This is a genomic window from Streptomyces cavernae, from assembly GCF_004023625.1.
Taxonomy (GTDB): domain Bacteria; phylum Actinomycetota; class Actinomycetes; order Streptomycetales; family Streptomycetaceae; genus Streptomyces; species Streptomyces cavernae.
The window spans coordinates 102,412-115,199 of record NZ_RPDJ01000020.1 but is presented as its reverse complement, the minus strand read 5'-3'; the positions used below and the strand labels follow the sequence as shown (position 1 = coordinate 115,199).

Here is a 12,788-nt window from a genome sequence, read left to right as displayed (position 1 = left end):
GCAAGACTAACCAGCGCGCTCAAAGCCAGCCGTTCCGCTTCAGCGTGCGGTGGATCCCCAGGCAGATGGCCACCGTGATGCCGACGATCACCGGGTAGCCGTACCGCCATTTCAGTTCCGGCATGTACTCGAAGTTCATGCCGTACACCCCGCACACCATCGTCGGGACCGCGATGATCGCCGCCCATGACGTGATCTTCCGCATGTCCTCGTTCTGTGCGACGGAGGCCTGCGCGAGGTTCGCCTGCAGGATCGAGTTCAGCAGCTCGTCGAAGCCGACTACCTGCTCGTGCACCCGGGCCAGGTGGTCGGCCACGTCCCGGAAGTACTTCTGGATGCCCGGGTCCACCAGCCGCATCGGCCGCTCGCTCAGGTCCTGCATCGGCCGCAGCAGTGGCGCCACCGCCCGCTTGAACTCCAGCACCTCACGCTTGAGCTGGTAGATCCGCCCGGCGTCCACACCCCGCGAGGGGCCGCCCTTGCGCCCGGGCGAGAACACCTCGGTCTCGACCTCGTCGATGTCGTCCTGCATGGCGTCGGCGACCGCGAGGTAGCCGTCCACGACGTGGTCGGCGATCGCGTGCAGCACCGCGGAGGGGCCCTTGGCGAGCAGCTCCGGGTCGTCCTGCAGCCGGTGCCGCAGCGCCCGCAGCGAGCCCTGCCCGCCGTGCCGGACGGTGATGAAGAAGTCCCGGCCGGTGAAGCACATGACCTCACCGGTCTCCACGACCTCGCTGCTGGCGGTGAGTTCGTCGTGCTCGACGTAGTGGATGGTCTTGAAGACGGTGAACAGCGTGTCGTCGTAGCGCTCCAGCTTGGGCCGCTGGTGGGCCTGGACCGCGTCCTCCACGGCCAGCGGGTGCAGCCCGAACTCGGCGGCGATTCCCCCGAATTCGGCCTCGGTGGGCTCGTGCAGACCGATCCACACGAAACCGCCCTCCCGGCGCACCTGACGCATCGCCTCGTGCGGGGTCAGGGCGTCACGGGACGCCTCACGCGAGGCGACGCGGACGCCGTCGCGGTAGACCGCGCAGTCCACGACCGCCGACGACGTCGCACGGTCGCGCGTGGGGTCGTAGGTGGCGCTCTCCTTGCGCAGTGAGGGGCGGACCGCGGCGCGCAGGTCACGGATCATCGACATGGCAGGCTCCTTCGCGGAACGGAGGCAGCCGACGACGGGTGGAACTACCCGGAATGGGGACGTTCTGACTGCACAGGTTTGGCACGTCCACAAAGCGGGGAGCACCGCACCGTCGCGGTGACGCTTCGTTCGATTCAGATCCAACGGAACGGTCGGGCCGTGCAGACGAGACGAACGAGACGGCTCAGCTGCCGGACCGGCGGATCTGCCGGATCGGTTGGATCAGGTGGAAACGAAGTGCTCTTCCGTGTGCACCGGACATGACGTGATGCGAGTGCGGGAGGCGAAAGCCGAGCAGAGCGGGAGAAACTCAGCGGCCGGAAGAGCGGGTGGTACTGCACGGTCGACTTCGGTCCATTGCAGCCCCACCTCCTCCGGCCGGTCCCTCGTAAGGGACGTTCCATACCCCGTCAGGGGTTCCCCGTAGGGGAGTCATTGCGCGTTCATGCGGGCCGAGGCTCGAGAGCTACGCTTTGCGTGCTGCCCCGACCGGCAGTCAAGAGTATCAGCGCCACGAAGCGTCAAGGTGCTGCTTTGCCCGTAGCCGACGAGATCTATGCTCGGCGCATGGCTGAAGTTCTTCCCCTCGTCGAGGCCCGGTTGCGTTCTGCGCTGGGCGAACCCGACGCGCGGGCTGCGGTCACCTTCCTCGGTGCGGACCGGATCGAAGTGCTGCGCTTCACAGAGGGAGAGCTCGTCCGCTACGCCACGCTCGGTATGTCGGCCACGCCGATGGCCGACCCCAACGCGGTGATCGCGGATCAAGTCAGGGGCCCTCGCGTCGAGTTGGTGCTGTCCGTGCGAGCGGGGCTCGCCGACACCGACAAGGTGCTCCGTCCGCTCGCCGTGCTCGCCGCGTCCCCGCAAGTCGAGGGTGTGGTCGTGGCGCCGGGTGCCTCGCTCGACGTGGGTGAACCCCTGTGGCCCGGCGCCCCGTTCAGCTCCGTGCTGGTCGCGGAGTCCGGCGGTCTGGTGCCGGACCTGGAACTGGACGCGCCTGCCGATCCCGTACGGTTCCTGCCGCTGCTGCCCATGACGGCGAACGAGGCGGCGTGGAAGCGGGTCCACGGCGCGGGCGCCCTCCAGGAACGCTGGCTGGCAAGGGGCACGGACCTGCGCGACCCGCTGCGTGCGTCCGTCGCGTTGGCTGACGGCTGACGCCTGACGGCTGACGCCTGACGCCTGACGGCTGACGCCGAAGCCTGACGGCTGATGCCTGACGGCGGCGGACACCCCTCCGGAGATGATCGCGTATGCACACAATAGCTTAGGAAAGCTAATCGGTGTCATATGCAATTAATCTTGTGGGCATGCCAGTCGGGTGATCGTCCTTGACGCGACGAAGGACGGGGAGGACCGTGGGGCCCTATGAGGGGCGAACCCAGTTGCCCGAAGTGTGGTGGCCGGGTCAGGGCTCCCGGACTCTTCTCCGACTCGTGGCAGTGCGATGTGCACGGAATCGTGCATCCGCTGCAGCCCGTGATCCCGCCCAGCGTCGAGGCCCTCAGTGTCGTTGTGCACCGTGCCCAGGTGCCGGTGTGGATGCCGTGGCCGCTGCCGGTGGGGTGGCTGTTCACCGGCGTGGGGTACGCCGGTGACGACCGTAGTGGCGGACGCGCGACCGCGGTGGCCTGCTCGGGGCCCGGACCGCTGGGCGGCATCGGCGAGTTGATCCTCGTTGCCGAGGAACTCGGCGTCGGCCTGGGCGCCCGCTACGCCGGCATCGACGGACCCGACCCCGGCCCGCACATGAGCGTCGAGAAGCCGGCTGAGGCGAAGGTCCTCGCCGCGGGCCGGCCGACACCGCTATGGCACGTCTCCGGGACCCCCGACGACCGGGCCGTCTTCGCGGGCGAGGCCCGCGGGTTGTGGCTGTGGGCGGTCGTCTGGCCCGAGAAGTCGGGGATGCTGATGTACGACGAGCTGGTGCTGACCGACCTGCGGGATGCCGGGGCCGAACTGGACCTGGTGCCGTGCGGGGCGCTGTCGCCGCGGATCCTGGAGCCTTAGCGCTCCGCTCGGAGGGAAGTGGGGGCGCTCCGGGGGGTGTGCGGAATGTAGGGGGCGCTTCACGGGTGCGGGTGTGACAGGTGGCGTCAGGCTCCCGTTATCCTTGAGCGTCCGTTCCGCATGTTCACCGTCTGGAGCCCGCGTCGTGCGCATCGACCTGCACACTCACTCCACCGCCTCCGACGGTACGGACACCCCCGCCGAGCTGGTACGCAACGCTGCCGCCGCCGGGCTGGACGTCGTGGCGCTGACCGATCACGACACCACCCGCGGGCACGCGTCGGCCGTGGCCGCGCTGCCGGAGGGACTCACGCTGGTCACCGGGGCCGAGCTGTCCTGTCGCCTCGACGGCGTACCGCTGCACATGCTCGCCTACCTCTTCGATCCCGCGGAGCCCGAACTGCTGCGCGAGCGTGAGCTGGTGCGCGACGACCGGGTGCCGCGGGCGAAGGCGATGATCGTCAAGCTTCAGGAGCTGGGCGTGGACGTGACCTGGGAGCAGGTCGCGCGCATCGCCGGGGACGGTTCCGTGGGGCGCCCTCACATCGCCTCCGCGCTGGTGGAGCTCGGGGTGGTGGACAGTGTGTCCGACGCGTTCACCGCCGACTGGCTCGCCAACGGCGGGCGGGCGTACGTCGAGAAGCACGAGACGGATCCGTTCGAGGCGATCCGGCTGGTCAAGGCAGCGGGCGGGGTCACCGTCTTCGCGCACCCGGCCGCGGTCAAGCGGGGGCAAGTGGTGCCGGAATCCGCGATCGCCGGGCTGGCCGCCGCCGGGCTCGACGGCATCGAGGTCGACCACATGGACCACGAACCCGCCACCCGGGCCCGACTTCGCGGCCTCGCTGCCGAACTGGGCCTGCTCGCCACGGGCTCCAGCGACTACCACGGCAGCCGGAAGACCGTCGCACTCGGCGAGTTCACCACCGATCCCGAGGTGTACGGGGAGATCACGCGCCGGGCGACGGGTGCCTTCCCGGTCCCGGGGACCGGGGGAGCCTGAGCCCCGCACCGGACGGGCGTGCCCGGGTGACCGGTCGGGATCCGGGGCCTCGCGTACGGGGGGTGGTGGGTCCTCGGCTCCGCCCGGGCGCCCCGCCGCGCCCCGCGTAGGGGATCCGCTCTGGGCCGTTCCACCAGGGCCGTGCTGTCTGGGCGGTGCTGTCTCGGCAGTCTGTCCTGGCCCGTGCTGTCCGGGCCGTGCCGCCCGGGCCCGTGCTGTCCAGGCCGTGTTCTCTGGGCGGTGCTGTCCGGGCCGTGCCGCCCGGGCCCGTGCTGTCCAGGCCGTGTTCTCTGGGCGGTGCTGTCTGGGGCGTTCCGCGCTCCCTGCTGCCCGACGGTGCGGTGTGGCCGTTCCGTCCTGCCCACGCCTGTCCGCGCTGCGTCCCGGGGTGCTCGCTGCCCTGGTCGCGGAGCGGCCGGCCTGCCGACGTCAGCGGGTCTGCCGACGGGCGGTGAAACGGCGCTCCCGTCCTCGTACCGACGACGCGTCCGCCCGCGTCTGAGCGCCCTCCTGTCCCTTCCCTTCCTTTCCGCTCAGCTGTCCAGCAAGCTCCTGCTCCGCCAAGTCCCTCAAGTCCCCGGGCTCCACCGAGCCCGAATCCCTGTCCACACCTCCGCAAGGCCATCACACATGTTCGACGCCGCCGTCTTCGGTTCCCTCTTCCTGACCCTCTTCGTGATCATGGACCCCCCGGGGATCACCCCGATCTTCCTCGCGCTCACCGCCGGTCGGCCCGGCAAGGTGCAGAAGCGGATGGCCTTCCAGGCCGTCTGTGTGGCGGGCGGGGTCATCGCCGTCTTCGGGCTGCTCGGGCACCAGATCCTGAACTACCTGCACGTCTCCGTCCCCGCGCTGATGATCGCCGGAGGACTGCTCCTGCTGCTCATCGCGCTCGACCTGCTGACCGGCAAGACCGACGAGCCCAAGCAGACCAAGGACGTCAACGTCGCGCTCGTACCGCTCGGGATGCCGTTGCTCGCCGGGCCGGGGGCCATCGTCTCGGTGATCCTGGCCGTGCAGAAGGCGGACGGAACCGCTGCGCAGGTCTCCGTGTGGACGGCGATCCTCGCCATCCACGTGGTGCTGTGGCTGGTCATGCGGTACTCCCTGCTGATCATCCGGGTCATCAAGGACGGCGGTGTCGTCCTGGTGACCCGGCTCGCCGGCATGATGCTCTCCGCGATCGCGGTCCAGCAGATCATCAACGGCGTCACACAGGTCATACGCGCCAGCTGACCGGGAGTCCCGCCCGAGGCCCCCGGGAACCGGGCGGAGGCGCATGCAACAGCCCCGCACGGCGTAATCGCCGTACGGGGCTCCGAAGCGTCAAAAACAACCGGCGTTACGAGGCCGGGCCCTCGGCCGGGCGGATCCAGATGCGCTGCCCTATCGCGGCGGCCTGCTGCACGATCCTGTTGACGGAGGCGGCGTCCACGACGGTGCTGTCCACGGGGGTACCGTCGACGTCGTCGAGGCGCAAGATCTCGAAGCGCATGGCTTCTCCCTTCGTCTGGTCAATCCTCCTGTGCGGAGAACTACATGTGGTCCCCCAGCTCGGGCTGGCCGAGAGATCGGGGGCAGTGTGGCTTGCGGGGCGTCGGTGCCTCGCGTTCCATACGTTCCATACGTATGCAACGGGATGCCTGATGCAAACATTCCCTACGCTAAGGAAATTTTTCGAACGCCTAATTACTCGCTGGTAGTTCACCGGTTGTGTTCGCAGCGTGACCGCCGGGACAATGGAGTCATATGAACGACGACCACGCGGGACCCGACGACCTGGCGACACTCGGCGCGCGCATCGACCGCACGAACGAGCTGCTGCAACGCATGCTCGCGGAGGTCGCCAAGACGCCCTCCACGCATGCCATCTTCGTCGACGCCGGGTATCTGTACGCGGCGGCTGGCCGGCTGGTCGCGGGGACCGAGGACCGGCGGGCCTTCGACCTGGACGCGGAGGGTCTGATCGAGGCGCTCATCGACCGGGCCCGCACGATCTTCGCGGACAGCCGGCTCCTGCGGGTCTACTGGTACGACGGCGCCCGGCGCCGGATCCACACCGCCGAGCAGCAGTCCATCGCCGAACTCCCCGACGTCAAGGTGCGCCTCGGCAACCTCAACGCGAACAACCAGCAGAAGGGCGTCGATTCGCTGATCCGGACGGACCTGGAGTCGCTGGCCCGGCATCGTGCCATCAGTGATGCAGCCCTCATCGGCGGAGACGAGGACCTGGTGTCCGCGGTGGAGGCGGCACAGGGGTACGGAGCCAGGGTCCATCTGTGGGGGATCGAGGCGCCCGAGGGCCGCAACCAGGCGGAACCGCTGCTCTGGGAGGTCGACAGCCAGCGCACCTTCGACCTCGAGTTCTTCAAGCCCTACGTGGCCCGGCGGACGGCGGCCTCCTACGACACCACGAACGTCGCCCGGCCCGCCCGGGAGGACGTGCGCTTCGTCGGTGCGCAGATCGCCGCCAAGTGGCTGGCGGCGCGAGGCCGGGAGGCGCTGGTGGAACTGCTGCCCGGCCACCCGTATCTGCCCGGGTCGGTGGACCAGGACCTGCTGGTCGAGGCCGAGGTGCTGCTGCAGTACTCGCTGCGCGGCCAGGCGGACCTGCGCCGCGCCTTGCGCGACGGCTTCTGGGAACACCTGCAGGCGCAGTACTAGGGCCCGTCGGTCAGGCGCGGTACTGGGGCCCGTCGGTCCCAGACACTCCCTGGTCGTTGTCGGCGTCAGTCGTTGTTGGCGTCCCAGAAACCGAGGAGGGCGCGGGCCGTGGCCCCCGGCTGGTCCGTGTTCGGGGAGTGCTCCGCTCCGCGTACGACGGTCCGGTGCGCGTTCAGCCGTACCGCCATCTTGTCGAGGAGCGGCACCGGCCAGGTGTCGTCACGCTCGCCGGACAGTACGTGCTTCGGCAGCTCAACGGCGGCGAGTTCGGCCGTGCGGTCGGGTTCGGTGCACAACTGGAGCCCGGTGGCGATGAGTTGTGCCGGACTGTTGAGCAGCCAGCGCCGACGCAGGTCTTCCCGGTCCTGCAGTCCCTCGTCCAGGTCGCCTTCGGTCTCCGTGGGCGGTTCCATGGCCTGGATGGCGTCCCAGACCTCCTCCATCGTCATCACGGCGAGGGCGTCCCGCAGCAGCTTGACCCGCTGCTGCTGAGGTGCGGAGATCTCGGCGGGACCGGAGGCCATGAGGGTGAGCGAGCGGAAGGGCGCGGAGTCCAGGAGCACGGCGGCACGGGCGATCTGGCCGCCGAGCGAGTGCCCGAGCAGATGGACGGGGCCGTCAGCGAGCGCCGCCGCCTGCGCGAGCACATCGCGCGCCAACTCCTCCCGCACGTACGCCGACTCGTCATGGCGGTCCCCCGGGCTCTCGTACTGCCCACGCCCGTCCACGGCGACGGACCGGTACCCCGCGGCGGCGAACTGCCCGTGCAGGGGCGAGAAGTCCTCCTTGCTGCCGGTGAACCCGGGCAGCAGCAGCACGGTCCCCTTGGGCCGCTCGGCGTTCGCGGGCGCCTCGACCACGGCGAACTCGCCGCGCGCCGTCCGCAGACGGCGCGCGTGGGCACCCGGGGGAGGGGTGAAGCTGGGGGGTTTGCTCATGGGGGTGAGGTTAGCGGGGGCCCGCGGTCGGGCCCGAGTCCGGGGAAGAAACGCCGACGGCCCGGCCCCCGTGAAGGGGACTGGGCCGTCCGGCAGGTTACGCGGTCGGCCGACTCAGCTCTCGGCAGCCGCTGTCTTGCGGGTACGACGCCGCGGCTTGGCCTCGGTGTCCTCGGCGCTCTCGGCGGCGGGGACTTCGGCCATCTGAGCCGGAATCACGGCTTCGGCGGTCTTGCGCGTCCGCCTGGCCCTGACGGGGGCTTCGCCTTCGGCAGTGGCGACGGCGGCCTCCGCCGTCTTCCGGGTGCGCCTCGGCTTCGCCGGTGCCGCCGGCGCTTCGCCGTCGACGGGAGCGACCGAAGCCTCGGCCGTCTTCCGCGTACGGCGCCGGGGTGCGGCCGGAGCCTTCTCCGCAGTCTCCGCCTCCGCGGTGCCCACCGCCTCAGTGGCAACCGCGGCCTTGCGGGTCCGGCGACGCGGCTTGGCCGAGGTCTCGTCGGCATCGGCGTCCGGTACCACTCCCTCGGCCGTGGCGACCGCGGACTCCGCGGGCTCCGCCGCTTCCGTGGCCTTGCGGGTCCGGCGCCGGGGTGCGGGAGCCTCGTCCGCAGCCGCGCTCTCGGCGGTGGCAACGGATGCCTGCGCCGACTTGCGGGTGCGCTTCGGCTTGACGGGGGCCTCGCCCTCCGCCGTCGCGACGGCGGCCTCGGCAGCCTCAGCTGTCTCCGCGAGCTGCACCGCCTTGCGCGTGCGCCGACGCGGCTTCGCCGGAGCGTCCACAGCCTCGGCGACCGGGACTTCGGCGACCTGAGCCTCGGGCGCAGTGCCCTCGGCGGTGGCGACGGCGGCCTCAGCGGCTTCCGTGGGCTGTGCGGCCTTGCGGGTCCGGCGGCGGGGCTTGGCCGGCACCTCGTCGGCCTCGACGGCCGCGACCGCCTCGGCGGCCGGAGCAGCGACCTCCGCCACCGGGGCCTCGGCGGCCTCAACCGCCTTGCGCGTACGACGGCGTGGAGCCGGAGCGGCCTCGGGCGCGGTGCCCTCGGCGGTGGCGACGGCAGCCTCAGCGGCTTCCGCGGGCTGTGCGGGCTGCGCGGTCTTTCGGGTCCGGCGGCGCGGCTTGGCCGGCACCTCGACGGGCTCGGCAGCCTCGACCGCCTCCGTCACCACCTCATCGATGGCGGCTTCCTCGGTCACCGGAGCGATCGCTTCGGCCGCCGGGGTCTCCGTGGCCTCAACCGACCTGCGGGTGCGCCGACGTGGCTTCGTCGCGGCCGGCGTCTCCGTCACCGGTGCGGACACCTCGGCGACCGCAGCCGGTACCGGCTGCCCGGCGAGCGTCGCCTCCTCCGTGACCGGAGAGACCACCGCGGCCTCGGCGGGATTCCCCGCACGGGTGCGGCGGCGACGGCGCGGGGTGCGCGTCGCGGGCTCGGCGGACTGCTCCGCGGCCGGAGCCGAGGCCGTCGCCTCGGCGGCCGGTGCGGTCTCGTTCACCGGTGCGCCGTTGCGCGTACGGCGGCGGCGCCGCGGTGTGCGCGCCGGGCGCTCACGTTCACGCTCGCGCTCGGCGGACGGCGCGCGGCCCCCACGGGAACGCGCTCCACGGCCGCCGGTCTCCCCGAGGTCCTCGATCTCCTCGGCGTCCAGACCGGCCCGGGTCCGCTCGGCGCGCGGCAGCACGCCCTTCGTCCCGGCCGGGATGCTCAGCTCCTCGAAGAGGTGCGGCGACGTCGAGTACGTCTCCGGCGGGTCGTTGAAGTTCAGCTGCAGCGCCTTGTTGATGAGCTGCCAGCGGGGGATGTCGTCCCAGTCGACGAGGGTGATCGCGATGCCCTTGGCGCCCGCGCGGCCGGTACGGCCGATGCGGTGCAGGTACGTCTTCTCCTCCTCGGGCGACTGGTAGTTGATGACGTGCGTCACGCCCTCCACGTCGATACCGCGCGCGGCGACGTCGGTGCAGACGAGCACGTCCACCTTGCCGGCGCGGAAGGCGCGCAGCGCCTGTTCGCGCGCTCCCTGGCCGAGGTCACCATGGACGGCGCCGGAGGCGAAGCCCCGGCGCTGCAACTGCTCGGCGATGTCGGCCGCCGTCCGCTTGGTGCGGCAGAAGATCATGGCGAGCCCACGACCCTCGGCCTGCAGTATGCGCGCGACCATCTCGGGCTTGTCCATGGAGTGCGCGCGGTAGACGAACTGCGCGGTGTTCGCGACCGTCGCGCCCTCGTCGTCCGGCGCGGTGGCACGGATGTGCGTGGGCTGCGACATGTAACGGCGCGCGAGACCGATGACCGCGCCCGGCATGGTCGCCGAGAACAGCATGGTCTGCCGCTTGGCCGGCAGCAGGTTGATGATCTTCTCGACGTCGGGCAGGAAGCCCAGGTCGAGCATCTCGTCGGCCTCGTCGAGGACCAGGCATCGCACGTGCTTCAGGTTCAGCTTCTTCTGCCCGGCGAGGTCGAGCAGCCGCCCCGGAGTGCCGACGACGACGTCGACGCCCTTCTTCAGGGCCTCGACCTGGGGCTCGTAGGCCCGGCCGCCGTAGATCGCGGTGACGCGCACGTTCCGCACCTTGCCGGCGGTCAGCAGGTCATTGGTGACCTGGGTGCACAGCTCGCGGGTGGGGACGACGACGAGCGCCTGCGGTGCGTCGGTCAGCTGCTCGGGCCGGGCCCGGCCGGCCTCCACGTCCGCGGGGACGGTGACGCGCTCGAGGAGCGGAAGACCGAAGCCCAGAGTCTTGCCCGTGCCGGTCTTGGCCTGGCCGATGACGTCGGTGCCGGAGAGGGCGACGGGGAGCGTCATCTCCTGGATGGGGAAGGGATTGATGATACCGACGGCTTCCAGGGCCTCGGCGGTCTCGGGAAGGATCCCGAGCTCTCGGAAAGTCGTAGTCAGGGTGCTGCCTCTTCTGTGAGCGCGGTGCGAGGCGAGCGCGGGGGGTTCTTGTACGTGCCGGGGACGTCGGCCGCCTGAGGGCGGGCCTGAGGTGGCATGGGACCACTGCCGACGCTCTAGCGCTCGTACCGCTGAGGGTCTCTCCGGATTCCGTACGCAGACTGCCGTACGGATGAGGAGAGCTGTCAGGTCGGAGCCGATCGGGCCACCGACCGGGCATCCTCATTCGAGTGGCCCGTCGAATATTCGGCGGGCGCATTACCACCATACCCCGGAATCGCGCACACGCGATGGCCGATTTGGTCACGTAGTCGTCGTCACAGTGATTGACCAGGGACTTCCGCGGCCCTGCGAGCGGGCTATTGTGCGCTTCATGACGACGTCCGACAACACCGACAACACCGCCGAACCGACCGGAGTCGCCGCCCGGAACTGGGCCGAGGCCTCCGCCGACCCCCAGTACCGCGCCGCTGTCGTGGACCTGCTCGGAGCGCTCGCGTACGGGGAACTGGCGGCGTTCGAGCGGCTCGCCGAGGACGCCAAGCTGGCGCCCACGCTCATCGACAAGGCGGAGCTGGCGAAGATGGCGTCGGCCGAGTTCCACCACTTCGAGCAGCTCCGGGACCGGCTCTCGGAGATCGGAGCCGAGCCGACCGAGGCGATGCAGCCCTTCGTCGCCGCGCTGGACGGCTTCCACAAGCAGACCGCGCCCTCCGACTGGCTGGAGGGGCTCGTCAAAGCGTACGTCGGCGACTCGATCGCCAGCGACTTCTACCGGGAGGTCGCCGCGCGGCTCGACTCCGACACCCGCGGGCTGGTCCTCGCCGTCCTCGACGACACCGGCCACGCGAGTTTCGCGGTGGAGAAGGTACGCGCGGCCATCGACGCGGACCCGCGCGTGGGCGGACGGCTCGCGCTGTGGGCGCGCCGGCTGATGGGCGAGGCGCTCTCCCAGTCCCAGCGGGTGGTCGCGGACCGCGACGCCCTGTCGACCATGCTCGTCGGCGGCGTCGCGGACGGCTTCGACCTCGCGGAGGTGGGCCGCATGTTCTCACGCATCACGGAGGCCCACACGAAGCGGATGGCCGCGCTGGGGCTGGCGGCGTAGCAGCCGGGGCGGGGTCTGAGGCTCGGGCACCCTCGGTCCGGGCCTACGGACCTCTGTGGACCGAGTCCGTCGGGCCGGGGTGTGCTGGGCCCCGTGGGTCGGCGTGTGGGTCCGTCGGGCCGGGTGCGCCGGGTCCGGTGCCTGCGGCTCGACGCCCGGCCGTGTGCCCACCCCGCTCAGGGGTCGACAGACGGTGGCGTCCTACGCGGTGGCCGAGCGTCGAAGGCGCGCGCCGGGGCGCAGCAGCAGGGACAGCAGGGCCGTGGCCACGACCGCCGCCCCGATCAGTGTCGCTACGGCATGGCCGGCGCCCAGCGCCGTGTGGGTCAGGAAGGCGCCGAAGAGCGCGGCGGCCACCCCCGTCGGCAGCACCAGGCGGCGGGACGGGAGTCGGTGCGACAGTCGGTAGGAGGCGGCCCAGGCCAGGGCCAGACCGACGACTGCGGAGCCGAGCGCTTCCACCAACATAGGGGTCCCCTCCCGCACGGCCATGGGCGTTCCAGTCGTAGCCCGTTCTACCCCTGACCTGCGGAATCCAACCCCCTTCGGTACGCGGGACATACGGGGGGGCCGGCGAGACGAAAAACGCGCACAAAAGGGCCCGACGGCACAGTGCCGCCGGGCCCTTCTACGTTCCGTCACAGCTACAGTGCGCTGAAGCCCACCTTGCGGGCCGTCGGCTCACCCAGCTCGACGTACGCCAGCCGGTCCGCCGGGACCAGGACCTTGCGGCCGTGGTCGTCCACGAGGCTCAGCAGCTGCGACTTGCCGGCCAGCGCTTCGGAAACCGCGCGCTCGACCTCCTCCGGGGTCTGACCGCTCTCCAGAACGATCTCGCGGGGCGCGTGCTGCACGCCGATCTTGACCTCCACGGCTTTGTCCCTCCGACGGTCAGTGATGTGCGCGGGCCTCCGCGCCGTACCCAGCACACATTAGCCCGGTGAGGGGACCTGCACGCTCCGCCCAAGAACGCCAAGAGCGAACAGCGGACGGGAACACCGGACGCGAGCACCGCACCGGAACAGCGGA

12 protein-coding genes are annotated in these 12,788 nt (G+C 70.9%); 6 read left to right on the top strand and 6 right to left on the bottom strand.

What is annotated here, in order from left to right; genetic code table 11:
- Positions 1–19 precede the first annotated feature (19 nt).
- Positions 20–1,141, bottom strand: coding sequence for a magnesium and cobalt transport protein CorA (locus EF387_RS29030; protein WP_128379585.1), 1,122 nt, complete (start codon positions 1,139–1,141; stop codon positions 20–22).
- Positions 1,142–1,708: 567 nt separating this feature from the next.
- Here EF387_RS29030 and EF387_RS29025 point away from each other — a divergent pair.
- The 4 genes from EF387_RS29025 (at position 1,709) to EF387_RS29010 (ending at position 5,390) form a co-directional block, all read left to right on the top strand.
- Entirely contained in the window at positions 1,709–2,299 is a 591-nt protein-coding gene (locus EF387_RS29025) for a suppressor of fused domain protein (protein WP_128379584.1), read from the top strand.
- A 210-nt stretch (positions 2,300–2,509) separates the two neighbouring features.
- Positions 2,510–3,151, top strand: a complete 642-nt coding sequence (locus EF387_RS29020; protein ID WP_128379583.1) for a DUF6758 family protein — start codon at positions 2,510–2,512, stop codon at positions 3,149–3,151.
- Positions 3,152–3,296: 145 nt separating this feature from the next.
- On the top strand, positions 3,297–4,154 hold the full coding sequence (locus EF387_RS29015; RefSeq protein WP_128379582.1) for a PHP domain-containing protein: 858 nt from the start codon (positions 3,297–3,299) through the stop codon (positions 4,152–4,154).
- A 630-nt stretch (positions 4,155–4,784) separates the two neighbouring features.
- The gene (locus EF387_RS29010; RefSeq protein ID WP_128379581.1) at positions 4,785–5,390 is read left to right on the top strand and encodes a MarC family protein; all 606 of its coding nucleotides are present in this window, start codon (positions 4,785–4,787) and stop codon (positions 5,388–5,390) included.
- Between the two features lie 106 nt (positions 5,391–5,496).
- Here EF387_RS29010 and EF387_RS47580 read toward each other — a convergent pair whose 3' ends face one another.
- Positions 5,497–5,649: a hypothetical protein gene (locus tag EF387_RS47580; protein WP_202918397.1), complete on the bottom strand. Its 153-nt coding sequence runs from the start codon at positions 5,647–5,649 to the stop codon at positions 5,497–5,499.
- A gap of 254 nt (positions 5,650–5,903) precedes the next feature.
- Here EF387_RS47580 and EF387_RS29005 point away from each other — a divergent pair, with 254 nt between their 5' ends.
- Positions 5,904–6,818 (top strand): NYN domain-containing protein, encoded by a 915-nt coding sequence (locus EF387_RS29005; RefSeq protein ID WP_128379580.1) that lies wholly within the window; start codon positions 5,904–5,906, stop codon positions 6,816–6,818.
- Positions 6,819–6,883: 65 nt separating this feature from the next.
- Here the strand turns inward: EF387_RS29005 and EF387_RS29000 are convergent, their stop codons facing one another.
- Positions 6,884–7,756, bottom strand: a complete 873-nt coding sequence (locus tag EF387_RS29000) for an alpha/beta fold hydrolase (RefSeq protein ID WP_128379579.1) — start codon at positions 7,754–7,756, stop codon at positions 6,884–6,886.
- A 114-nt stretch (positions 7,757–7,870) separates the two neighbouring features.
- A complete protein-coding gene (locus EF387_RS28995) occupies positions 7,871–10,558 on the bottom strand; it encodes a DEAD/DEAH box helicase (protein ID WP_238431761.1) in 2,688 nt (895 codons plus the stop codon).
- A gap of 457 nt (positions 10,559–11,015) precedes the next feature.
- On the opposite strand from EF387_RS28995, the gene EF387_RS28990 reads away from it, so the two are divergent.
- A complete protein-coding gene (locus tag EF387_RS28990) occupies positions 11,016–11,759 on the top strand; it encodes a ferritin-like fold-containing protein (RefSeq protein WP_128379577.1) in 744 nt (247 codons plus the stop codon).
- A 201-nt stretch (positions 11,760–11,960) separates the two neighbouring features.
- On the opposite strand, the gene EF387_RS28985 is transcribed toward EF387_RS28990, so the two are convergent.
- Together EF387_RS28985 and EF387_RS28980 are read right to left on the bottom strand one after the other, a co-directional pair.
- Positions 11,961–12,227 (bottom strand): hypothetical protein, encoded by a 267-nt coding sequence (locus EF387_RS28985; protein ID WP_128379576.1) that lies wholly within the window; start codon positions 12,225–12,227, stop codon positions 11,961–11,963.
- 176 nt (positions 12,228–12,403) lie between these two features.
- Positions 12,404–12,631: a DUF3107 domain-containing protein gene (locus EF387_RS28980; protein ID WP_055519750.1), complete on the bottom strand. Its 228-nt coding sequence runs from the start codon at positions 12,629–12,631 to the stop codon at positions 12,404–12,406.
- Positions 12,632–12,788 lie beyond the last annotated feature (157 nt).

Excerpts from the sequence above, each read along its gene's own strand:
- EF387_RS29005 (WP_128379580.1), top strand. The coding sequence starts at position 5,904 with ATGAACGACGACCACGCGGGACCCGACGACCTGGCGACACTCGGCGCG.
- EF387_RS29010 (WP_128379581.1), top strand. The coding sequence starts at position 4,785 with ATGTTCGACGCCGCCGTCTTCGGTTCCCTCTTCCTGACCCTCTTCGTG.
- EF387_RS47580 (WP_202918397.1), bottom strand. The coding sequence starts at position 5,649 with ATGCGCTTCGAGATCTTGCGCCTCGACGACGTCGACGGTACCCCCGTG.
- EF387_RS29030 (WP_128379585.1), bottom strand. The coding sequence starts at position 1,141 with ATGTCGATGATCCGTGACCTGCGCGCCGCGGTCCGCCCCTCACTGCGC.
- EF387_RS29025 (WP_128379584.1), top strand. The coding sequence starts at position 1,709 with ATGGCTGAAGTTCTTCCCCTCGTCGAGGCCCGGTTGCGTTCTGCGCTG.
- EF387_RS28985 (WP_128379576.1), bottom strand. The coding sequence starts at position 12,227 with ATGTTGGTGGAAGCGCTCGGCTCCGCAGTCGTCGGTCTGGCCCTGGCC.
- EF387_RS29020 (WP_128379583.1), top strand. The coding sequence starts at position 2,510 with ATGAGGGGCGAACCCAGTTGCCCGAAGTGTGGTGGCCGGGTCAGGGCT.
- EF387_RS28995 (WP_238431761.1), bottom strand. The coding sequence starts at position 10,558 with ATGACGCTCCCCGTCGCCCTCTCCGGCACCGACGTCATCGGCCAGGCC.
- EF387_RS29000 (WP_128379579.1), bottom strand. The coding sequence starts at position 7,756 with ATGAGCAAACCCCCCAGCTTCACCCCTCCCCCGGGTGCCCACGCGCGC.